21 protein-coding genes and 1 pseudogene are annotated in these 20,809 nt (G+C 67.6%); 7 read left to right on the top strand and 15 right to left on the bottom strand.

What is annotated here, in order from left to right; genetic code table 11:
- Positions 1–238, bottom strand: a pseudogene (locus tag M1M07_RS18970) (transposase); the annotation flags it as partial.
- On the opposite strand from M1M07_RS18970, the gene M1M07_RS32800 reads away from it, so the two are divergent.
- On the top strand, positions 123–1,160 hold the full coding sequence (locus M1M07_RS32800; protein WP_282582156.1) for an alpha/beta hydrolase-fold protein: 1,038 nt from the start codon (positions 123–125) through the stop codon (positions 1,158–1,160). The pseudogene M1M07_RS18970 and the gene M1M07_RS32800 overlap by 116 nt on opposite strands.
- On the opposite strand, the gene M1M07_RS18980 is transcribed toward M1M07_RS32800, so the two are convergent.
- The 3 genes from M1M07_RS18980 to M1M07_RS18990 all read right to left on the bottom strand — a co-directional run bounded on the left by M1M07_RS18980 (position 1,157) and on the right by M1M07_RS18990 (position 4,202).
- Positions 1,157–2,329, bottom strand: a complete 1,173-nt coding sequence (locus M1M07_RS18980; RefSeq protein ID WP_197252412.1) for a thiolase family protein — start codon at positions 2,327–2,329, stop codon at positions 1,157–1,159. The two genes, M1M07_RS32800 and M1M07_RS18980, sit on opposite strands and share 4 nt — an antisense overlap.
- A gap of 101 nt (positions 2,330–2,430) precedes the next feature.
- A complete protein-coding gene (locus tag M1M07_RS18985; RefSeq protein ID WP_248675192.1) occupies positions 2,431–2,916 on the bottom strand; it encodes a thioesterase family protein in 486 nt (161 codons plus the stop codon).
- 71 nt (positions 2,917–2,987) lie between these two features.
- Complete coding sequence (locus M1M07_RS18990) at positions 2,988–4,202, bottom strand: benzoate/H(+) symporter BenE family transporter (protein ID WP_248675193.1); 1,215 nt, start codon at positions 4,200–4,202, stop codon at positions 2,988–2,990.
- A 147-nt stretch (positions 4,203–4,349) separates the two neighbouring features.
- Between M1M07_RS18990 and M1M07_RS18995 the strand changes: the two genes are divergently transcribed.
- From M1M07_RS18995 to M1M07_RS19005, 3 genes are all read left to right on the top strand, one after another.
- Positions 4,350–5,201 (top strand): DUF5995 family protein, encoded by an 852-nt coding sequence (locus M1M07_RS18995; RefSeq protein WP_248675194.1) that lies wholly within the window; start codon positions 4,350–4,352, stop codon positions 5,199–5,201.
- A 152-nt stretch (positions 5,202–5,353) separates the two neighbouring features.
- Positions 5,354–5,785 carry a YciI family protein gene (locus tag M1M07_RS19000; RefSeq protein ID WP_248675195.1) on the top strand — a complete coding sequence of 144 codons (432 nt, stop codon included), beginning with the start codon at positions 5,354–5,356 and terminating at the stop codon, positions 5,783–5,785.
- A gap of 3 nt (positions 5,786–5,788) precedes the next feature.
- Positions 5,789–7,057: an RNA polymerase sigma factor gene (locus tag M1M07_RS19005; protein ID WP_248675196.1), complete on the top strand. Its 1,269-nt coding sequence runs from the start codon at positions 5,789–5,791 to the stop codon at positions 7,055–7,057.
- Positions 7,058–7,066: 9 nt separating this feature from the next.
- On the opposite strand, the gene M1M07_RS19010 is transcribed toward M1M07_RS19005, so the two are convergent.
- Both M1M07_RS19010 and M1M07_RS19015 read right to left on the bottom strand, forming a co-directional pair.
- Positions 7,067–7,885: a shikimate 5-dehydrogenase gene (locus tag M1M07_RS19010; RefSeq protein WP_248675197.1), complete on the bottom strand. Its 819-nt coding sequence runs from the start codon at positions 7,883–7,885 to the stop codon at positions 7,067–7,069.
- 84 nt (positions 7,886–7,969) lie between these two features.
- Positions 7,970–8,635 carry a dihydrofolate reductase family protein gene (locus M1M07_RS19015; RefSeq protein ID WP_248675198.1) on the bottom strand — a complete coding sequence of 222 codons (666 nt, stop codon included), beginning with the start codon at positions 8,633–8,635 and terminating at the stop codon, positions 7,970–7,972.
- 188 nt (positions 8,636–8,823) lie between these two features.
- On the opposite strand from M1M07_RS19015, the gene M1M07_RS19020 reads away from it, so the two are divergent.
- Together M1M07_RS19020 and M1M07_RS19025 are read left to right on the top strand one after the other, a co-directional pair.
- Complete coding sequence (locus M1M07_RS19020; protein WP_248675239.1) at positions 8,824–9,183, top strand: YciI family protein; 360 nt, start codon at positions 8,824–8,826, stop codon at positions 9,181–9,183.
- Positions 9,180–10,424 carry an RNA polymerase sigma factor gene (locus M1M07_RS19025; RefSeq protein WP_248675199.1) on the top strand — a complete coding sequence of 415 codons (1,245 nt, stop codon included), beginning with the start codon at positions 9,180–9,182 and terminating at the stop codon, positions 10,422–10,424. Before M1M07_RS19020 ends, M1M07_RS19025 begins: the two co-directional genes overlap by 4 nt.
- A 224-nt stretch (positions 10,425–10,648) precedes the next feature.
- On the opposite strand, the gene M1M07_RS19030 is transcribed toward M1M07_RS19025, so the two are convergent.
- From M1M07_RS19030 to M1M07_RS19060, 7 genes are all read right to left on the bottom strand, one after another.
- Positions 10,649–11,086, bottom strand: coding sequence for a nuclear transport factor 2 family protein (locus M1M07_RS19030; RefSeq protein ID WP_248675200.1), 438 nt, complete (start codon positions 11,084–11,086; stop codon positions 10,649–10,651).
- Between the two features lie 43 nt (positions 11,087–11,129).
- A complete protein-coding gene (locus M1M07_RS19035; protein ID WP_248675201.1) occupies positions 11,130–12,461 on the bottom strand; it encodes an SLC13 family permease in 1,332 nt (443 codons plus the stop codon).
- A gap of 106 nt (positions 12,462–12,567) precedes the next feature.
- A complete protein-coding gene (locus M1M07_RS19040) occupies positions 12,568–13,695 on the bottom strand; it encodes an NADH:flavin oxidoreductase/NADH oxidase (RefSeq protein WP_248675202.1) in 1,128 nt (375 codons plus the stop codon).
- A 2-nt stretch (positions 13,696–13,697) separates the two neighbouring features.
- Entirely contained in the window at positions 13,698–14,879 is a 1,182-nt protein-coding gene (locus M1M07_RS19045; protein ID WP_248675203.1) for a thiolase family protein, read from the bottom strand.
- A gap of 5 nt (positions 14,880–14,884) precedes the next feature.
- Positions 14,885–15,313: a Zn-ribbon domain-containing OB-fold protein gene (locus M1M07_RS33040; protein WP_248675204.1), complete on the bottom strand. Its 429-nt coding sequence runs from the start codon at positions 15,311–15,313 to the stop codon at positions 14,885–14,887.
- Positions 15,310–16,932, bottom strand: a complete 1,623-nt coding sequence (locus tag M1M07_RS19055) for an AMP-binding protein (RefSeq protein ID WP_248675205.1) — start codon at positions 16,930–16,932, stop codon at positions 15,310–15,312. Before M1M07_RS19055 ends, M1M07_RS33040 begins: the two co-directional genes overlap by 4 nt.
- On the bottom strand, positions 16,929–18,737 hold the full coding sequence (locus tag M1M07_RS19060; RefSeq protein WP_248675206.1) for an FAD-dependent oxidoreductase: 1,809 nt from the start codon (positions 18,735–18,737) through the stop codon (positions 16,929–16,931). Before M1M07_RS19060 ends, M1M07_RS19055 begins: the two co-directional genes overlap by 4 nt.
- 269 nt (positions 18,738–19,006) lie before the next feature.
- Here M1M07_RS19060 and M1M07_RS19065 point away from each other — a divergent pair, with 269 nt between their 5' ends.
- On the top strand, positions 19,007–19,555 hold the full coding sequence (locus tag M1M07_RS19065; RefSeq protein WP_197252428.1) for a MarR family transcriptional regulator: 549 nt from the start codon (positions 19,007–19,009) through the stop codon (positions 19,553–19,555).
- A gap of 78 nt (positions 19,556–19,633) precedes the next feature.
- Here the strand turns inward: M1M07_RS19065 and M1M07_RS19070 are convergent, their stop codons facing one another.
- Together M1M07_RS19070 and M1M07_RS19075 are read right to left on the bottom strand one after the other, a co-directional pair.
- Entirely contained in the window at positions 19,634–20,344 is a 711-nt protein-coding gene (locus tag M1M07_RS19070; protein WP_248675240.1) for an HNH endonuclease family protein, read from the bottom strand.
- A gap of 86 nt (positions 20,345–20,430) precedes the next feature.
- A complete protein-coding gene (locus tag M1M07_RS19075; RefSeq protein ID WP_248675207.1) occupies positions 20,431–20,757 on the bottom strand; it encodes a hypothetical protein in 327 nt (108 codons plus the stop codon).
- Positions 20,758–20,809 lie beyond the last annotated feature (52 nt).

Here is a 20,809-nt window from a genome sequence, read left to right on the forward strand (position 1 = left end):
GCTGGGGCAGTGCCCGGCCGTCGCGGTCACGGCCGGCGGCCAGGGTGTCGAAGGTGTCCGGGTGCCACAGTCGGGTGAGCAGTTCGGTTTCGGCGCCGGTGATCAGGTCGAGCAGCCATGCGATGCGAATATCGAGGTCGTCGAGTCCGATCGGCTCGCCGGTGCTGTCGTCGACCGCACGATGGGGGCGGGTGGTGAACGCGAACGGGCGCCGGCCCATCGGTGCGGTGTTGCTCATCCGTTCACCCCCCGCCCCGTGTCGTCGTCGATCGGTTCCTGCCGGGAACATCTCGTCGTGCTCGACTGCGGCGTCGACCGTAGCGTCGGGCACCGACAGATTCGGTGCGGTCCGCGTCACGACCGGGTCGGGTCTGCGCCGATGCGGTGACCGGCCCTGCGGTGCGTGCCGATCCCGCCCTTTCCGGGAAACGCAGCAGAACAACAGGAAGAATCGGAGAGTATTACGGAGTATCAGACTTCTCGTCGACTGTTGTGAGCCTCCCGGACTCGCCGCGGCCGACCGTCCCGTCCTCGTGGTGTTCGACGGCAAGGTTGCGGCGGTGGAGATCCCGCACGCGCTGGCCTTCGACCTGCTCGCCGAACGCGGCGTGCGTGTTCCGCTGGTGGTGATGATCGACAGCATCGATCCCGCGACGCGATCACGCGAACTTCCCTGCAGCGCAGAATTTCTCGAAGCGCTCACCGGCGACCTCCTGCCGTGGCTGCGGGCGGAGTGGAATGCGACCGGCGCGGCGGATTCCGTCCTGGTGGGTGGATCGAGCTACGGCGGGCTCGCCGCCACCTACGCGGCGCTGCACGCTCCGCAGCATTTCGGTGGTGCGGTGAGCCTGTCCGGGTCGTTCTGGTGGCCGCGACCCGGTATGCCCGGGCAACCCGACGAGACGGCGCAGTCCGTGCAGCGGCAACTCGACGACCTCGCGACGCACGGCTCGAGATTCTGGATGACCGCGGGCGAACTCGAACCGCGGCTGATCGAGGAGAATCGCGAGGCTCGGGACCTCTTGCGCGCGAAAGGATTCGACGTCGACTACCGCGAATTCTGCGGCGGCTACGACTACGCGCACCGGCGCGACGCGCTGGTGGCCGGGGCGGCGGCGCTGCTGGGCCCTGCCGCCGCCCACAGACCGTTCCGCGGTTAGAGGATCTCGTAGATGGTGGCGTTTGCGGTGCCGCCGCCCTCGCACATGGTCTGCAGACCGTAGCGACCACCGGTGCGACGCAGGTGGTGGATCAGCGTCGCGGCCAGACGGCCACCGGAGCCACCGAGCGGGTGACCGAGCGCGATCGCACCGCCGAGCGGGTTCAGCTTCTCGATCGAGGCACCCGTCTCGCGCAGCCACGCCAGCGGCACCGACGCGAACGCCTCGTTCACCTCGAAGGCGTCGATGTCGTCGATCGTCAGACCCGACTTCTTCAGCGCCAGCGCGGTCGCCGGGATGGGGCCGGTGAGCATCTTGACCGGATCGTCGCCGGTCACGACGGCGGTGTGGACGCGCGCGAGCGGGGTGAGGCCCAGGGCCTTCGCCTTCTCCGAGGTGGTGACGAGGACGCCGGACGCGCCGTCGGAGATCTGCGAGGCGTTACCGGCGGTGACGACGCCGTTCTCTAGGAACGGAGCCTTGAGCCCGGCGAGCTTCTCGACGGTCGAACCGCGGCGCACGCCCTCGTCGGTGTCGATCACGGTGCCGTCGGGCAGGGTGACCGGGGCGGTCTCGTCGGCGAACAGGCCCTCGTCCTGCGCGCGGGCGGCGCGCTCGTGCGACTGCACCGAGTATTCGTCGAGTTCGGTGCGGGAAAGACCCCACTGCCGGGCGATGATCTCGGCGCCGACGCCCTGGTTGAAGCGGCCGTTGAAGCCGGGAGCGGTGAGCTCCTCGGAGTAGCGGTCGCGGGCCGGGCCGCCCATCGGGCCGGTGCCCTCGGGGGAGGACGAGCCGAGCGGGATCGCGGACATGATCTCGACGCCACCGGCGACGATGAGGTCGGCCTGGCCGGAGATCACGGCGGCCGCGGCGGTCGAGATGGCCTGCTGGGAGGAGCCGCACTGCCGGTCGATGGTGAAGCCGGGGACGGATTCGGGCCAGCCGGCGCCGAGCACGGCCATGCGGCCGATGTTGCCGGACTGCATGCCCACCGACTGGACGGTGCCCCAGTGCACGTCGTCGACGAGGGCGGGGTCGATTCCGGTCCGCTCCGCGATGGTGCGGAGGATGTGGGCGGAGAGTTCGACGGCGTGGACGCCGGACAGGCCGCCGCCGCGCTTGCCGATGGGGGTACGTACAGCCTCGACGATCACTGCATCGCGCATGTCTTCGGATCACTTCCTCTGGATGGAACTGCACAGTCCCGACGAAGTCTAATCCGGTAAATGAATACCCTGCCAAGCGGATGCTTGGTAAGGGCTGCGGTTCAGGGTGCCGGTCGTTCCGGCGCGCCCTTGACCAGCTGCATCACGGCCTTGCGGATCTCGTCCGGAATCGGTACCGGTCTGCGTGTGCGCGCGTCGACGTAGACGTGCACGAAACGCCCGGTCGCTGCCGCTGTCAGCGCGCCGTCCGGGCCCTCGCGGAAGATCGCCAGTTGGTAGGTGATGCTGCGTTTGCCGAGGCGGTCGACGTCGATGCCCACCTGCAATCGGTCGGGGAACGAGAGTTCCGCGATGTAGCGGCAGGAGGTTTCGGCGACCACACCGATGGCGTCGAGCTCGCGGATGTCCACGCCGGTCGTCGCCATGAGCCAGCCGTTGACCGCGGAATCGAAGTACGAGTAGTAGGTGACGTTGTTGACGTGGCCGTAGTGGTCGTTGTCCGCCCAACGTGTCTGCATCGGCCACAGCGCCGGGAAGCGGGCCGGGTCGGGCTGCGCGTCGGGAGTCGTCGGCTGGCGGTTGGTCACTAGATCATTGTGTCAGGAAGCATCGAACTTCACCTGAAGAGAGACCGTCGAGGCTTGCTCGGGCCGAATCGTTACCGCTCCACAACCTTTCCTGTACCCGAATTCGACTGTTCGAACGACAGGACCGCGCGCACCGCGAGACCCGCCACCAGCGCCCAGAAGGCCGCTCCGATGCCGAAGGCGCTCAGCCCCGACGCCGCGACCAGGAACGTCACGACCGCGGCTTCACGACCGTCGGTGTCGCGCAACGAGGATGCGAGCGCGCTGCCCAGGGTGGCCAGTAGTGCAAGCCCGGCAACCGTTTCGACGACCCCGGCCGGGGCGAGCGCCACCAGTGTCGCCACCGCGGTGGACAGCAGGGCGAGTGCCAGGTACGACCAGCCGGCCGTCCACGCCGCCACCCAGCGGCGGTTCGGGTCCGGGTCGGCCTCGGGCGCCGCCGACAGGGCAGCGCTGATCGCCGCCAGGTTGATGGCGTGCCCGCCGGACGGGGCGCCGAGCACCGTGCCGAGCCCGGTCACCGTCATCGCTGCGCGCCAGGGCGTTCGGTAGCCGAACGACGACAGCACCGCGGTTCCGGGGATGTTCTGCGAGGCCATCGTCACGATGTACAGGGGCAACGCGATGCCGAGCAGCGCCTGCCAGGTCCACGCCGGTGCGGTGAACGTTACCGAGGGCAGCAGATCCGTCGGCGCCGGACGAGTTCCCGAGCGCGCCAGGTCGATCGCGATCACGACCGCGGCCGCGGCGAATGCGGCCGGGACCGCCCACCGCGGGCGTCGTCGCAGCACGATCAGCCAGGTCAGCGCGACCGGGGCGATCGCCGCGGGGTCGGCGGTCAGAGAGGTCACCGGGGCCAGGCACAACGGCACCAGGACACCGGCGAGCATGGCCTGCGCCAGCGACGTCGGGATCGCCGCGATCAGGCGCCCCAGGTGGGGCGAGAGTCCGGTCAGCACAACGGCCAGCCCGACCGCGACGAACGCGCCGACCGCGGCGGGCCAGCCCCCGGCGACCGCACCGGTCCCGGCGAGCAGGGCGGCGCCCGGCGTCGACCAGGCCAGGGTGATCGGGGTGCGGTAGCGCCGTGCCAGCCACAGGATGCCGACGCCCTGTGTCACGCACAGCGTGAGCAGGCCCGATGCGGCCTCCGGCCCCGATGCGCCCACTCCGTGCAGGCCGGTGAGCACGACCGCGAACGAACTGGTGAATCCGACCAGGGCCGTGACGATTCCGGCGCCGATCGGCTGGGAGAGCGGAACCGGTGTCTGCGAGTCGGTGGTCACCGACGGGATTCTGCCGCAGCCCGGGCCGCGGCGTCCGCTCGTGCACCGCCACGGCGGACAAATAGAGGCATTCTCGGTGCATATTTATTTTCTTAGGATTTATAAATTGGTACTTGCTTAGGGTCTAAAAATTTGTATTTTTTTAGGATGCGTAAATTGACTGGATTCGCGACATCGGCCGTAGTTCTCGCATTCGGTTGTGCCCTGGTTGCTCCCGCCGCAGGCGCCGCGGATACGGGTGCCCCTGTCTCGTCGCAGTGCGTGCCCGCGGCCTCCGGATTCGAACAGGCCCGCCTCGCCGAGGTCACCGATCCCGCCGGTATCGACTCGTTCGACGCCGCGCGCGACCGCATCGCGCAGCTGCGCGAGCTGCTCGTCCACAGTGGCGACTATCGCGGCACGTTCGTGCTGGCGTTCGACGAGATCCTCGAGCTGACCGGTCCGACGCTCAACGCCGGCATCTACGACGACGAGCAGTGGGCGAGCGATCTTGCCGTCGAGGTCGTGCGCCTGTACGTCGCGAACCTGCACGAGTACGTCACCGGCGGAACCCCGGCGCCGCACTGGGCCGACGCGTTCGCGCTCACCGAGCAGTGCGATCGCAGTCCCGGCCGGGTGCTGACCGCGGCGATCGTCGCACATCTCGTCACCGACTTCCCCGAAGCGCTCGTCACCATCGGATCCGGTCCCGAACACACCCGCGATTTCTACACTTTCGGGAACGCCCTCGTCGCCGCCGCACCGCGCATCGCCGAAGAGTTCAAGGCCGTGTACGGCACCGACCTCGGACCGTTCTTCACCGGCTGGTTCGTCGGCGATCTGCTCGGCGCCGAGCGGACCACGACGTTGATGTTCCAATCCGCCCGGACGGTCGCGTGGGTCAACAACTTCGGTCTGCAGAATCCCACGACCCGCGACGCGACACGTGCCGAGATGCGGATCGCCACCGCCGTGGCGGGCGAGGTTCTCGATCTGCTCGAGGAGGCTCGGACGATCTGAATTCGGCCCTCCTCGTCCGTGGATCCGACTACGGTCGATGCCGCCGGCCCACGGAGCCGAGAAATTCTCCGCGAAGTGTCGATCGCCGGCCGCGCTGCTCGACGTGTACGTGAACGGACCGGAGATGCGGTCCCGTGACGGAGGAGAACCTCATGAAGTACATGCTGATCCTGCGAGTCACCGACCAGGCCCTCGCAGCGTCGAAGGAAGCGGATTTCACGGAAATCGTCAACGCGATGGGCCGATACAACGAAGAGCTCATCAAGGCGGGTGTTTTGCTCGCCGGAGACGGGCTGTCCGACCCCGAGGAAGGATTCGTCGTCGACTTCGACTCCGATCCTCCGCTCGTGTCGGACGGCCCCTACGGCGAGACGAAGGAACTGTTCTCCGGCTTCTGGATCATCCAGACCGCCTCGAAGGAAGAGGCAGCCGAATGGGCGAGACGCTGCCCGCTGGGTCCGGGCAGCAAACTCGAAGTGCGCCGGGTCAACGAACTCGAGGACTTCGACCAGAGCAACGAGTACATCCGGAAGCAAGCAGCTTGGCGCGAGCAGCTGGGCACGGACCGTCCGATCAGCGGCTGAGCCGTGGGCGAAAACGCCGACGCAGAACGCGCACGCCGGGCCGTCGAGGCGGTGTGGCGCATCGAATCGGCGAGAATCGTTGCAGCGCTGACCCGTATCGTCGGCGACCTCGATCTCGCCGAGGACCTCGCCGGCCAGGCGCTGCTCGAAGCCCTCGAGCAGTGGCCGGCCGGTGGGGTTCCCCGCAACCCCGCGGCCTGGCTGACCGCCGTCGCCAAACGCCGGGCGATCGACGGGTGGCGGCGCCGGGACCTGCTCGACGAGCGCTACGCGGCGATCGCGCGCGACCTCGACGCGTCGCGCTTCGACGACGAGGCCTGGGATCCCGATCGCATCGACGACGACGTGCTCCGGCTGATGTTCATCGCGTGCCACCCGGTGCTGGGCCGCAAAGCGCAGGTCGCGTTGACGCTCCGGGTGGTCGGCGGCCTGACCACCGAGGAGATCGCCCGCGCCTTCATGATCCCCACCGCGACGGTGCAGCAACGCATCGTGCGTGCCAAGAAGACCCTCACCGCGGCCAAGGTCCCGTTCGAGGTGCCGCCGCGCGCGGAGTTCGCGAACCGGCTGGGCGCCGTCCTCAACGTGCTCTACCTGGTGTTCAACGAGGGATACGCCGCGACCTCGGGATCCGAATGGATGCGGACGGATCTCGGGGCGGAGGCGTTGCGGCTGGCCCGGATCCTCGCCGAACTCGTGCCGCAGGAACCCGAAGCCCACGGGCTCGTCGCCCTGATGGAACTCACGGCGGCTCGCTTCGGCGCCCGCACCACGCCGACGGGAGAACCGATCCTGCTGGCCGACCAGGACCGCACGCGCTGGGATCGCGCCCAGATCACCCGCGGCGTCGCGGCCCTCGCCCGCGCCGACGCGGTCGGCCGGGGTCGCGGACCGTATGCCCTGCAGGCGGCGATCGCCGAGTGTCACGCGCGCGCAGCCACTTTCGAGGACACCGATTGGGAGACGATCGTGCTTCTCTACGAGGCGCTCGGGCAGGTAGCGCCGTCGCCGGTGGTCGAACTCAACCGCGCCGCGGCCGTGTCCATGGCGTACGGCCCGGCGCCCGCGCTGGAATACGTCGACAAGCTCGTCGCCGACGGCGAACTCGCCGGCTACCACCTGTTGCCGAGTGTGCGCGGCGAGCTGCTCCGGCAGTTGGGCCGCATCGACGAAGCCCGCGCCGAGCTGCTCGAGGCTGCGCGGCTGACCGGCAACGAACGGGAGCGCGCGGTTCTGCTCGCGAAGGCCGAGGAACTGCGCGACCGGCCGTGATCGGCAACGTCAGGAGCGGGAGAACTCCGACGCGCGGCGCACCTGGTCGGGTGTCGGGGTCACGCCCGTGTACAGCGCGAACTGCAGCGCCGCCTGCAGCGCTATCACCTCGGCGCCGGTGATGACCGTGTGACCGTGGGCGCGTCCCGCCCGGATCAGCGGTGTCTCGGGCGGCATCGCGACCACGTCGAAGACCACCGTCGCGGCCTCGACCGCGGCGGAGGGGAACGGCAGTGCGTCGGCTTCGGGACCGCCCGCCATCCCGATCGGGGTCGCGTTGATCAGCACGGCGGGGGAGGAGTCGCCGAGGTCGGCTCGCCACACGTATCCGTACCGGTCGGCGAGTGCGGTCCCGGCGGCCTCGTTCCGCGCGATGACGGTGACGTCGGTGAAGCCGTGTTCCCGGACCGCCGCGACCACCGCCTTGGCCATGCCGCCGCTGCCCGCGACCGCGACCGACAGAGCCGGATCGACGCCGTGGTCGCGGAGCAGGTCCAGCACCGCCTGGAAGTCGGTGTTGTAGGCGTGCAGCACCCCTTCCTCGTTGACGATGGTGTTGACCGAATCGATCGCGCGGGCCGACTCGTGCATCACGTCGACGAGCGGGATCACCTTTTCCTTGAACGGCATCGACACCCCAGCACCCCGGATGCCGAGCCCGCGGATACCCGTGACCGCGGCCTCGATGTCGGTGGGCGCGAACGCCTTGTACACGTAGTCCAGGCCGAGTTCGTCGTACAGATAGTTGTGGAATCGGGTGCCGATGTTGCTGGGCCGGCCCGACAGGGAGATGCACAGCCGGGTGTCCTTGTTGATCCGCGGAGCCATGACCTCCAACCTAAACCCGTCGCACACCGCCAGGTACTCCGTCCGCGCCGGAGATGACGATCGGTGTACAGAAATATCGGTACATCAACCGTCATAAGGGGCGCTTCCGACGCGGACGAATCGGGCATGGGCGACGGAGGGGGACGCGACGAACTCGACGCACTCGAGATCGGTGGTGAGCACATCGTCGTCGAACACGCGCTCGCCGCGGCCGAGCAGCACCGGCACGATCGCCAGGTGCATCTCGTCGACCAGCCCCGCGCGCAGATACTGCCGGACGGTCGCGGGACCGCCCCCGACCCGCACGTCCGCGCCGCCGGCGGCCTCGACGGCCTGTGCGAGCGCGTCCTCGATGCCGCCGGTGACGAAGTGGAAGACGGTGCCGCCGCCCAGGGTGATCGGATCGCGGGGATGGTGGGTGAGCACGAAAACCGGGTGATGGAACGGCGGTTCGTCGCCCCACCAGCCCGACCACTCGTCGCTGTCCTCCCACCTTCCGCGGATGGGACCGAACATGTTGCGGCCCATGATCGTTGCGCCGATCCCGTCGATCCCGCGGGCCATGAAGTCGTCGTCGATCCCGGTCTCTCCGCCGTCCTTCCCGAACGACCGGTGGAACGACCGGGTCTCGTGCACCCACCCGAGGATCCGTTCCCCGCCGATCCCGCCGGGGTTCTGCAGGCTCTGATCCGGCCCGGCGGAGCAACCGTCGACCGTGATCGCGAAATTCTGTACCCGAAGCCGTGCCATCGTCGAACTCCTTCGAATCGTCCGGTGGAAATCGTTCCCGTGTCACAGTGAAGTCGGAGACCGCGACGTCGTCCGGACATCGGCGAACAGAAATGCGCGATCCGCGATGTCCGGATCTGCTCCGCAGATCCGACTTCAGGGGTGAAGCCCCATCCGGGGGCACGGCAGAGGAGACGACCGTGAAATACATGCTGTTGATCTACAACCGTCCCGACTTCGTCGAGGACCTGAGCGACAACGCGCGGGAGGAACTGTTCGCGGAGGTCGACGCGATCATGGCCGAACTCACCGAATCCGGTGAACTCGTCGGCGGACAGGCATTGACCGACCCGTCGACCGCCCGCACCGTGCGGCAGGGGACGACCACCGCGCACACCGTCACCGACGGGCCGTTCATGGAGAGCAAGGAACAGTTCTGCGGCTACGTCGAGGTCGATGTCGACAGCCGGGACCGCGCCGTGGAGATCGCCGCGCGCTGGCCCGACGTGCGCTACGGCGGGGCGATGGAGGTCCGGGCCGTGATGCACGACGGCGGGGCCGAGATGTGAGCGACCCGCAGGACCTGCTGCGCACCCTCGCGCCGCAGGTCCTCGGGTACCTCGCGGCGCGGCACGGACAGTTCGACGCGTGCGAGGACGCGGTGCAGGAGGCGCTGCTCGCGGCGCACCGGCAGTGGCCGGCGGAGGGTGTGCCGTCGAATCCGCGCGGCTGGCTGATCACAGTCGCGCAGCGGCGGCTCACCGACGAGTGGCGCAGCGACAGTGCCCGCCGCGACCGCGAACATTCCTGGGCGGCAATGGAATCGGACCGGTCCGTCATCGATCTCGCCGACGTGGGGCACGACGGCGACGACACGTTGACGCTGCTGTTCCTGTGCTGCCATCCGGCGCTGTCACCGTCCTCACAGATCGCGCTGACCCTGCGCGCGGTCGGGGGGCTCGACACCGTGTCCATCGCGCGGGCGTTCCTGGTGCCGGAGGCGACGATGACCCGGCGCATCACCCGCGCCAAACAGGCGATCCGCGACGCCGGCGCGATCTTCACCCTGCCCGCTGCGGCCGACCGCGCCGCACGGTTGCAGGCGGTTCGCCACGTGCTCTATCTGATCTTCAACGAGGGCTACACCAGCTCCGGCGGACCCGACCTGACCTCCCACGAACTCAGCGCCGAAGCGATCCGCCTGACCCGCCTGCTGCACGCGCTGTTGCCCGAGGACGCCGACACCACCGGCCTGCTCGCGCTCATGCTGCTCACCGATGCCCACCGCGACGCCCGGACCGACCCGTCCGGCGCGCTGATTCCCCTCACCGAACAGGACCGGACCCGCTGGGACCGGAAGCAGATCGACGAGGGAATCGCGCTGGTCACCGCCGCGCTCAGCGCCGCCCCGCCCGGGCCGTACCAACTGCAGGCCGCGATCGCCGCGCTGCACGCGGAGGCCGACCGCGCCGAGGACACCGACTGGGCGCAGATCGTCGCGCTGTACCGGGTGCTGTCGCACGTCGCACCCAACCCGATGGTCACGGTGAACCGAGCGGCCGCTGTGGGCATGCTCGACGGCCCCCGCGCCGGCCTGGATCTCCTCGCGACGGTGGCGGACGACCGGCGGCTCGCCGGCAACCATCGGGCGGTCGCGGTCCGGGCGCACCTGCTGGAGATGGCGGGTGAGGCGGCCGCGGCGCGCGCGGCGTACCTCGACGCGGCCAGGCTGACGGCGAGCGTTCCCGAACAGCGCTACCTGCAGGGCCGGGCTGCGCAGCTGGCGCCGAACCCGAAGGACTCGCGATGACAGTGTCGGGCTGCAGCAGCGACGGGAGTGGTTGACGGGGCCGAACCCGTGGCCGTCACGTGAAACACCGTGCGGGCCGAACCGGAGTGGTTCGGCCCGCACGGTGAATGGTGAGGCGGCACTGAGCTATCGAGCTGGCGCTGTCGACGGCCGACGTGGCACTTGCCTCCGCCTGTACTGCCGTGACCGTCGTGGCAACGGATCCCGTCTGGGCGGCGGTGGTTTCACCGGTCGGGATGCACGGTACGGCGTCGGATCTTCCATCCGGCCGCGGTCATCTCGAGTTCGTCCTCCAGCACGGTGATTCGGTGCAGTCGAACCGAATCACCTGCGGGGGTGCCGACGATCTGCAGGTATGCCCGAGAGTGCAGTGTGCCCGGGCCTGCCGGTCGAACCTCCACCGTGCCGAGCACGTGACGCAGGACTTCACCACGTGCTCGGCAGTCGGCATGGAACCGTTCGGCGAACGCGACCAGCTCGTCGGCTCCGCGGGCGGGAGCGGGATAGCTCGGCGAGAGGAATTCCCCGTCCACGGTGAACGTGGCAGCCCAATCCTCGGCCCGACCGGAGTCGATGGCGTGACTTTGGCGTCCGTAGAGCTGGTGCACGGCGACGACGTCGTCGGTCGACACCTGGGTCGGGCACGGGATCTGGGTGTTCATCCGAATTCTCCTTGTCGGCTTTCCTGCTCGTCGGCTGTGCGGTTCACAGAACGGTCAGCAGCAGCCACGCCAGCGGGGGACCGAGGAGAACCATCGTGCCGGCCCACAGCAACATCGAGCGCAGCAACTTCGGACGAGCTTCGGGCTCGGCCGTCGCCAGAGCGAGGGCTCCGATGATGCCCAGGGGGCTCGCGTCGACGATCGTGGTGGACACGGTGACCGGGCCGACCACAGACAGGGTGCTCATGTCACCCGAGACGAGCGGGAGGGCGAGCTGCAAGGTGGCGCCGATGACGGTGATCGACGAGGCGAACGCCGAGATGATGCCGCTGAGCCAGGACAGGGCGAGGACGGCGCCGGACGCGGAGCCGATGCTGGACAGCGAGTCGTTGATCGCGTCGATCGTGCCGATCTCGGTCAGAATGCCGATGTAGATCAGGACACCGGCGAGCATCAGCATGACGCCCCAGGGCATGGCGTTGATGAAGGTGTTCTGCTTGCGCTCGAAGAGGAGTGTCAGCAGCAGACCCAGTGCCAACGCACTGAACCCGATGTCCATGCCGAAACCGAGCGACGCGACGAGCAAGGTGGTGAGCGCGATCAGCGTGGCGATCTGGTAGGCGTTCGGCCGTCCGTGTCCTGTGCCCCGGCCTGCAGCGGAGGACGGGTCGTCGATGTCCGGAGTATCGGCGGAGCCACCTGCGGATCCGGACACCGGCCCGCCGCCCACCGTGGCCAACGCCGGCTGCGCCACCGACATCCGGCCGGCACGCACCAGCTTCGCACCACCGAACAGGAAGTAGGCGATGACGGCGACGAGACCGTTGATCGCCACATGGCTCACGAACAGCTGGAGGGTGATCGGCTCGAGTCCGGCTTCGGTGAGTTGCTTTGCGGTGAAGACCGCGGGAGTCGCCAATGGGCCGAAATTGCCTGCAAGGATGCCGTGCACGACCATGATCGTCACGAGGAACCGGCTGATGTTGTAGTCCCTGGCCAGTCGCATCGCAACCGGGATGACGAGAGCGGCCACGGCCGGCGGATAGGCACCGATCGCGGTCGCCGCGGCCGAGAGCACGAACAGCAGTGGAGGCACCAGGGCGATCGAACCGCGCAGCAGGCGCAGTAGCCCGTCGACGATGAAGTCCATCGTCTTGCTCGACTCGACCACTGCGAAGAAGTACGTGATCCCGACGATCAGGATGAAGGTCTCACTGGGAAACGACTCTGCGACGACATCCAGCGAGATTCCGCTGAAGTATGCGATCGCGGTGCCGCCGACCAGGAGCAGCAGTCCCATGTTGATCGTCCACACCGATGCGACGATGAACGATCCGAGGAGTATCACCACAGAGGCGATTTGGAGAAAGGTCATGTGAAAGTCCACTTCGTTGAAAGGGGAAGGATGCGTTGGGCTTTCAAGGTGTTCGGTTCGCGTCGCGCCGTGGCGCGAAGAATTTCTGTAAGCCCCGACAGTCTGTTCACGTGGTGGGCTGTACCTCCTGGCGGCCGAGATGTTGCCATGACTTCGGGGGTTCGAACGTGCTGGTTCTGGCCCGGGCGTACTGGTACGGCACATCGAGGCGATGGCCCAGAACTTCCGCCGCCGACCAGGTCCAGTGCGGATTGTGCAGGTGGCCTCGGCCGATTCCGACCAGGTCCACGCTGCCGTCCGCGATCAACTCGTCGGCGAGGACCGGGCTGCTGATCAGGCCGACGCCGATGACCGGGAGGTTCACGTGCCGGCGGATGACCCGCGCCGGCGGGATCTGATAGCCGGGGCCGAGCGGGATGTCACCGCGCGCGTTCCCGCCACTGCTGACGTGGATGAAATCGGCCCCACGCTGTTCGAGGTCGACTGCGAAGCGGCATGCCTCGTCGGGGGTGATTCCCCCTTCTGCCCAGTCGGTTCCGTTGACGCGCACACCGAGTGCCACCGTGTGCGGTACGGCTGCGCGCACGGCGTCGAAGACCCGTAGGGGGAAGCGTGCACGGTTGTCGTAGTCACCGCCGAACTCGTCGGTTCGCTGATTCGCCAACGGGGAAAGGAAGGAGCTGAGCAGATATCCGTGAGCACCGTGCAGTTCGATCAGGTCGAACCCGGCATCGACGGCTCGATTCGCGGCGGCGACATAGTGCTCGACCACGCGGTCCATATCGTCCACGGTCAGTGGCGTCGGAACGGGCCACCGCTCGGACACCGGAACGGCGCTCGGACCGATCGTCGGCCAGCCCTCGGTCGCTTCCAGGGGGCCCGATCCGCCGGTTCGCGGGCTGTGGCTGGAAGCCTTGCGACCGGCGTGCGACAGCTGGATACCGAGCCGGATCGACGAGTGGGATCGTGCTGTTTTCACCAGTGCTGCAAGGGCTTCGGACTGGTCGTCGCGCCACAGGCCGAGGCAGTCCGGCGTAATCCGTCCTTCCTCGGAGACCGCGGTCGCTTCCATGATCAGTAGTGCCGCGCCGGACAGGGCCAGGCTGCCGATGTGGATCAGGTGCCAGTCGGTGGCCAGTCCGTCGCGGGCACTGTACTGACACATGGGAGGGATGACGATTCGATTGGCAAGGGACAACGGGCCGAGGTCGATGGGATCGAACAGATTCGGCATCGTCAGTCCTCTCTCATCAGCAGTGCACAGCCGAGGCCGTAGGCGCCCATGCTTACTGCGGCGACGTCCGGCTCTCGGCCGACCTGCCGCGATCCTCCGCGTCCCCACAGTTGGACACAGGCCTCGTGGAGATGTCCCAGTCCGTGCAAGCGCCCGGCCGAGAGTTGGCCGCCACCGGTGTTCATCGGTAGTTCTCCGTTCAATCCGATATTCGTGCCACCTTCGACGAACGCCCCGACCTCGCCCTTGGCGCAGAAGCCCAGAGCCTCGAGCCAGTGCACCGTCAGGATGCTCATGCCGTCGTAGATCTGCGCCACGCGCACGTCACGACGAGAAATCCGGGACCGATCCCAGAGCATCGCAGCCGCCTTCTCGGCCCCGAACGAGGTCAGGTCGAGAGGGTCACGCAATCCGCCGGCCCCCATCGCGGTGCCGACGGCCTCGAATCGTAGCGGTGGATTGGTCATGTGCCGGGCGTCGTCGAGTCGGGAGAGCACGAAAGCGACCGATCCGTCGACCGGGACGTCGCAATCGTAGAGGCGTAGGGGCCAGGACACGATGCGGCTGTCGAGGTAGTCGTCGAGCGTGAGCGGTTCGCGGTAGACGGCCGAGGGGTTGCCCGCCGCATTCGTACGGGCGTTCACGGCGATGGCACCGAGCTGTTCGTGGGTCAGCTTGTGCTCGTACATGTACCGCTGTGCGTAGGTCGCGTACCAAGGCACGGGGGATTCGACACCGTACGGTGCGGTCCATTCCCAGAAGCCGTGGATCTCCCCGGATGATCCGGCCCAACTCTGCGCCTGCTTGTCCCGCGCCCGGGACTGTGCCTCGGTCACGGTGCGGAAGACCAGGACGTGACGGGCGAGCCCTGCGGACAGTGCACCGATCGCATTGACGATCGCGCTGAACTGGCTCGGCGAGTCCAGGGCGGCGGCCGAGTACCAGTTGACGTTCAGTCCCAGCGCAAGACGCAGGTCCTGTGCGCCGACGGGAGCGAACCCGCCGCCGGTGTTCGCGGCTCCCGGATAGGTCGAGATGCCGTCGATGTCGTCGACCGTGAGCCCGGCGTCGGTGATCGCGGCCAGGGCCGCGTCCACGGTCAGGGACAGGGCGCTCGCGGTGGTGCGGCGCCCCACCTCGGACAAACCGATACCGGTGATGGCTACGTTTCGTTCGGCATGCACCGGCGTCACTCCTCGTCCGTGATCTCGAAAACGGGCAGCCACGCCTCACCCTGCTGCTGGAAGCGGGTGACGACGGGCTTGTCGGTGGGGTCGTCGATATCGGCGCCGCCGATCAGACCTCCGAAGACGTACAGGCCGGGTTGTTCGACCAGTTCGACGTATCCGACACGAAAAGGCACCGGCTGGCCGGGAAACCAGGGCTGCTCGTTGGTGGTCCACGATGCGACGCGGCCGTGTCCGCTGACAGCGTCGGATGCCAGATGGGTGGCCGTGCGGCACCGTCGGCAGACGGGGCTCGGCGGGTGCTGCCACTGCTCGCACGCGGAGCAGTGCTGGATACGCAACCGGCCGGTTGCTCCGCCGGTCCAGTAGTCGGCGGTGTCCGGGGTGATGCCGGGGACACGCCGACCGTGGGTCCAGATCGTGCTCGTCACTGCGTCCTCCGGTGGGGCTCCAATGCGGCGGCACTCGCGTACCGGTCCCGCAGCTTGTATTTCTCGATCTTGTGGCTGGCGTTGCGTGGCAAGGTGTCGACGTGCACGTAGAACTCCGGCCGCATGTAGCGGGGCAGTGCCTCCTCACATTCCTTCTGCAGGGACGCCAGGGCCTCGGGGCTGCTGTCCTCGAGTTCGAGGAACAGCGCGATCTCGTCTTCTTCGAGTTCGGACGGAACCGCGATCGCGGCGACGTCGCGCACGCCGTCGATCTTCGAGACCATCCCTTCGAGCTCGAAGGCGGAGATGTTCTCTCCGCGCCGACGGATCACATCCTTGAGCCGGTCCTCGAACCACATGTAGCCGTCGGCATCGATGCGGCACAGGTCGCCGGTGTGGAACCATCCATTGCGCCGACTCTGCACGGTGGCTTCCGGCATCCCGTAATACCCGCTGGAGTCGTTCCACGGAACGGTGGACCGGATGACCAGTTCCCCCTTCGTGTCCGGGGGGACCTCGAGATCGTGGGTGTCCACGATCCGGGCCTCCATCCCGGGGCGGAGCCGCCCGGCCGAGCCGAGCTTCTCCGACGGATCGGCAAGGGTGTACGCATGGCTCGGGCCGTAGTCGGTGAGACTGTAGCCGGAGGTGAAACGCAACCCGAACCGGCGTTCGAAGTCCGTGGCGTAGGCGGGGATCGGCACGGTCATCACCATGCGAAGGGAATTGTCCGCGTCCGTCGGCCGAGGGTCTTTCTTCCACAGGATCGCGGCCATGGAACCGAGCAGGTTCGTGGCGGTGATGCGAGCGGTGCGCACGTCGTCCCAGAACTTGGACGCGGAGAACCGCCGACGGAGGAAGACCTGGGAGCCCGCGCCGATCGCGCAGTGCAGTGCTCCCTGAAAAGCGTTGACGTGGAACAACGGAAGGCAGATGTATACCCGGTCGTCGGCACGATATCCGAACGACACGGCGTGGCTGAAGCCCCACAGCATCGCGCGGATGTGCGGCATCATCACGCCTTTGGACGGTCCCGTCGTGCCGGACGTGTAGTTGATGTAGCCCAGGCCGGTCGGATCGACTTCGTGCGGCGGCAGCGGCGCAGTGGAGGCGGCCTCGTCGCAGATCGCGGCGTGGGTGATCCCGTCGACTGCGGTCTCGCTCCACGGACCTGCGAACCCGACCGCCGTCAGGCCGGCCTCCTGCGCAACGCGGGCAGAGTCGGCGTTCGATGCGTCGTGGACGAGCATCGATGCATCGGAATTGCTGAGGTAGTAGGCGAGAAGGTCGCCGGCGGCCTGGGTGTTGAGGGGCACCGCGACCGCTCCGAGGCGGCTGAGTGCGATGTAGACGAGGATGTGCGTGACGCTGTTGGGCAATTGCACAGCGACGTGTGCACCCTGGGACACGCCGCGTGCGGTGAACCAGCGGGCATAGAGGTCGGCCTCCTCGACAAGCCGGGTGTAGGTGTACTCGGCGCCGGTGTCCAGATCGGTCAGGAAGACCCGGTCGGGATCGCGACGAGCCCGCGTGGAGAGGGACCCGAAGAGAGTCAACTCCTGGAAGTCGAATCCCATTCGGAGACGGTCGAAGTCGGAGACGGAGCTCGGCAGCGTCACGAGGCTGCTCCTTCGAGGGCTGCGGCACGCAGGCTGTCTCGGGCAGCAGCGGTACGGAAGCCGTCCACCCCGAGGGCGGACATCGAGTCGGACAGTTCGACGAACACTCGCTGCAGAGCCGAGTGCGGGCGGTCATCGACGGGAGCGACCGCGGCGCTGTCCCGGACGTACACGACCCGATCGGGTCGGCCGACCAGAGCATCACCGACGGCGGTCAGTCCCAGACGTTCGCGCACCGCGTCTTCGGACGCAATTACGACATGCGTCGCCGCCGACTCGTGGGTGTCGGCGATGGGAGACTTCGATCCCTCGTCGCGGAGCAGCAGCGTGGCGGTGCCGGCGTCGTCGCTCGAGTCGGAGAGTCGTTCGATACGGAAGTGGTGCGGGGGCAGAAGTTCGGTGAGATACCGTTCCTCGCCCGTCTGCGTGGTGACGCGAAGCTCGCTGAGCGGGCGACCGACGACGCCGCTGTCCGCAGCGTCCACGGGGAAGTCCGAGATGTGTGCGGCGGCATGGCCGTCGATGAGTTCCCGCAGGGCAGGGGCCTCGGGAAGCAGAGACATCACCTCACGACGGAGCGTGCGGGAGGCTTCGTCGGCGCTGGTCATGAACAGGGACACCGGTGTCAGGGCGTCGAGGGTGCGGCTGACGACATGGGTCCGCTCGGCGGAATACTCGTCGAGTGGGGTGTCGTCGCCGGCCAGTGCGAAAGGCAGGCGCCAGGCCAGGGCATTGACGTCGCCGAATCCCATGTTCAGGCCGCGTCCTCCGAAGATCGGGGACTGATGCGCGGCGTCCCCCGCGAACAGCACCCGGCCCTGCCGGTAGCGGGGAAGAGTGCGTCCCAGAGCCCGGTAGGTGGTGACCCACAGAATCGTCGGTTCCGCGTCGATACCCATCATCGACAGGTGTTCGCGGACACGGGTTTCGGCTGTCTCGGGCGTGGCAGCTGCTTCGGGATCCGTGCCTTCGGGCACCTGGTAGTCGAGGCGCCAGACGTCGAACGGCTGAGAGTGCAGGATCGCCACGGAATCGGGTGCGTAATCCGGTCCGATGAAGAGCCGGCGGCCCGGCGGCAGGTCGTAGTCCATGGAGAAGTCGCAGATGATGAAACGGGCATCGGCGCTGCGGCGAGGGACTACGTCCTCGTATCGAAGGCCGAGGAGGCGTCGGGTGACGCCCCGAGCCCCGTCGGCACCGATCACGTAGCGGGCTCGAAGCTGGTAGTTGCTCCCGTGCGCGTCGACGTCGATGCGCACCTTGTCACCGAGATCGTCTATGCCCGTAACGGTGTGGCCCCACCGGATCGCGTGAGGCGCACGGGCTCGGAGGTTGTCCAACAGCACGTGCTCCAGCCAGCATTGCTGCAGGAGCGCCAGCTGGGGAAAGCGCTCGTGCAGTTCGGTTTCGTACTCGGTACGCCACAGTTCGGTGCTGCCATGGAACACGATGCTGCGGCTGCGCGGCTGTGCGAGCTTCATGAAGTCCTCGCTCACACCGATGGTGTCGAGGAAATGCAGGCTCTCTCGATTGAGGGTGAGCGCGCGGCTTCCGTCCGAGAGTTGGGTACGGGCCTCGAGAACGACCGCGTCGATTCCCCGTCGCTGCAGTGCGATCGCCGTGGCAAGACCGACCGGTCCTCCACCGATCACGGCCACGTCGTGAACTCGACTGCTCTCGGCGGTATCGGGGACCGGTGACGGATCGAATTGCTGCCATTCGTAATACATTGCGTACTTCTTCCTCTTCGCGCGCTGGCTGGGGCGCACCGGCTTCCCGGACGGGGACTCGGTGGTGGGCGTCATGGCGCGACTTCACTGAGTCGCAGGTCACATAAAGTGATACGAGTCTGAATTACATACATCCGGATGTCAAGACGACCGAATGGATGTCTACATCCCCCGCTCTGCCGAGGCATAGGGAGTGATGGACTCTTTTAGCTGGTAATCGGTCCCAAATTGGCAGGTCGGCGGTCGCCGCCCAGTAGCTCATCCGGCTGGAACCGCGGCCGAATCAAGTTCGAACCCGAATCAGTTTCTGGTCATGTCGAACTACATGCGGCTAGTGTGTCCACGTGCCCAACGACTCATCGAACGTCCCCAACAGCGATGTGGCGGACTATTGGAGCCTGGTCGACCGTGCGCAGGGGCTGATCCCCAGCCACGTCGATGGTGTGGACATGGAGGCAAGCCGCCTCGTCATGTCGCTGAACCGGGCCACCCGGACCGTGATCTACGACCTCGAGGTCCAGACACTGCGACCGCTTCACCAAACGGACTCGACATTCCGAGTGCTGTTCGTCCTGTGGGTGGCGGGACCGCTGAGTCCGCACATGGTGGCGAGTTTGTCCTCGATGCCCAGGCCGACGGTGTCCAGTCTGGTGGCCAGTTTGCGCAAAGCCGGCCTGATCGATCGGCAGGACGATCCTGAAGACGGGCGGGGTGCGACGCTCAGCCTGACCTCCGAAGGCACTGCGGTCATCACGAAGGCATTCGCAGATCACAATCGGCGCGAACACGAGTGGGCATCTCTGCTCACCCCGATCGAACGCCAGCTCCTGATCATGCTGTTGGAAAAGCTGATGAACGGGCGCCGGGACATCGGGGCAGTCGAGCGGCACTGAAGACGGACGGACACCGTACGCCGACCCTGTGGACAGCTCGGACCCGATCGCTCGGCGGCGTGTGTGTCCTTCCGGCGATCACGGCGCGTTCGGCGTCATCGGCGAAAGCTGATTCGCATCGGGGCAGGTCGCGGCCGCGTCGGTGAGGGCGCGGTGGTCGGCCGCGGTCACCGGCAGTCCGTACCGCACCGCGACCGTCAGATACTTGCCCGCGAACCAGCAGCGGGTGCTCGAAGCGGGCGGCAGCCAGTCGGCGGGAGTGCGGTCGCGTTTGTCCTCGTTGGCCTCGCCGTCCACGGCGACGAGGTTGAAGTCGATGTCGTTGGCGAACTGCCGGCGCAGCTGCGGTGGCCACGTCGCGGCGCCGAGATCCCACGCCGCTGCCAAGGGAAATATGTGGTCGACGTGCACCGCCCGGGCGTCGCTGCGCCGGAACCGGATTCGTTCTCCCGTGTACGGGTCGTCGAGGGTTCCGGACAGCACGACACAATCGCCCGTGCCGGGACGGAACGTCGCCTCGCGCAGGTCGCGCGCGAGCACGTTGTTGCGGGTGTCGCAGCCGTCGTGCCCACCGCGACCGGGATGGTCGTCCGACCAGGCCGGTCCGAAGACGCACGCCTCGCCGGTGTCGCAGCCACGCTGATATCCCGGTACGTGCGGGCGCCGGAACACCACCTCGACGCCGGCGAGCAACCGCCCGAGGTCTTCGCGGGACGGGCTGCCGGGCGCGGCCGGCCCAGGGGGTCCGGTTCGTTCCCACCCCAACGACGCGACGATCGCGACCGCCACCACCACGACCCAGACGCCCCTGCCCCCGCGCACCGGCCGATCGTCGCAGCCGGCACCGACAACCGAGATCGATCAGCCCCGGGTGCTCATCCGTCGACGGTCATCGGAAACCGGGCGGCGTGGATGGACGAGACCGTTCGGCCGTCGTGCCCGATGATCCACGATCCGCCGCTCTGCTTGCACTGGGCGATCCGGTCGAACACGGTGAGCAGGAAGAAGATCGCCTGCTCGGGACTCACGGTCGCGGCCAGGCGATGGGATTCGCCGTGTTTGGTGCCGTCGAGCCACACCCCGCACTGGCCGTCCAGCCGCAGGGTGGTGACATGACCGGAATCGACGAACGCGTACTTGACCTGTTCCCAGGGGGTGTTGGAGCTGTAGGTCTGCTCGAGGACCTGGATCAGAATCGTCATGGCGGACTCCTGGTGAGGGACCTGGTCACCAGTGTCCCAGTGTCGTTCCCGC

Origin of the sequence: Rhodococcus sp. HM1 (assembly GCF_023218075.1) — a bacterium.
GTDB lineage: Bacteria > Actinomycetota > Actinomycetes > Mycobacteriales > Mycobacteriaceae > Rhodococcus.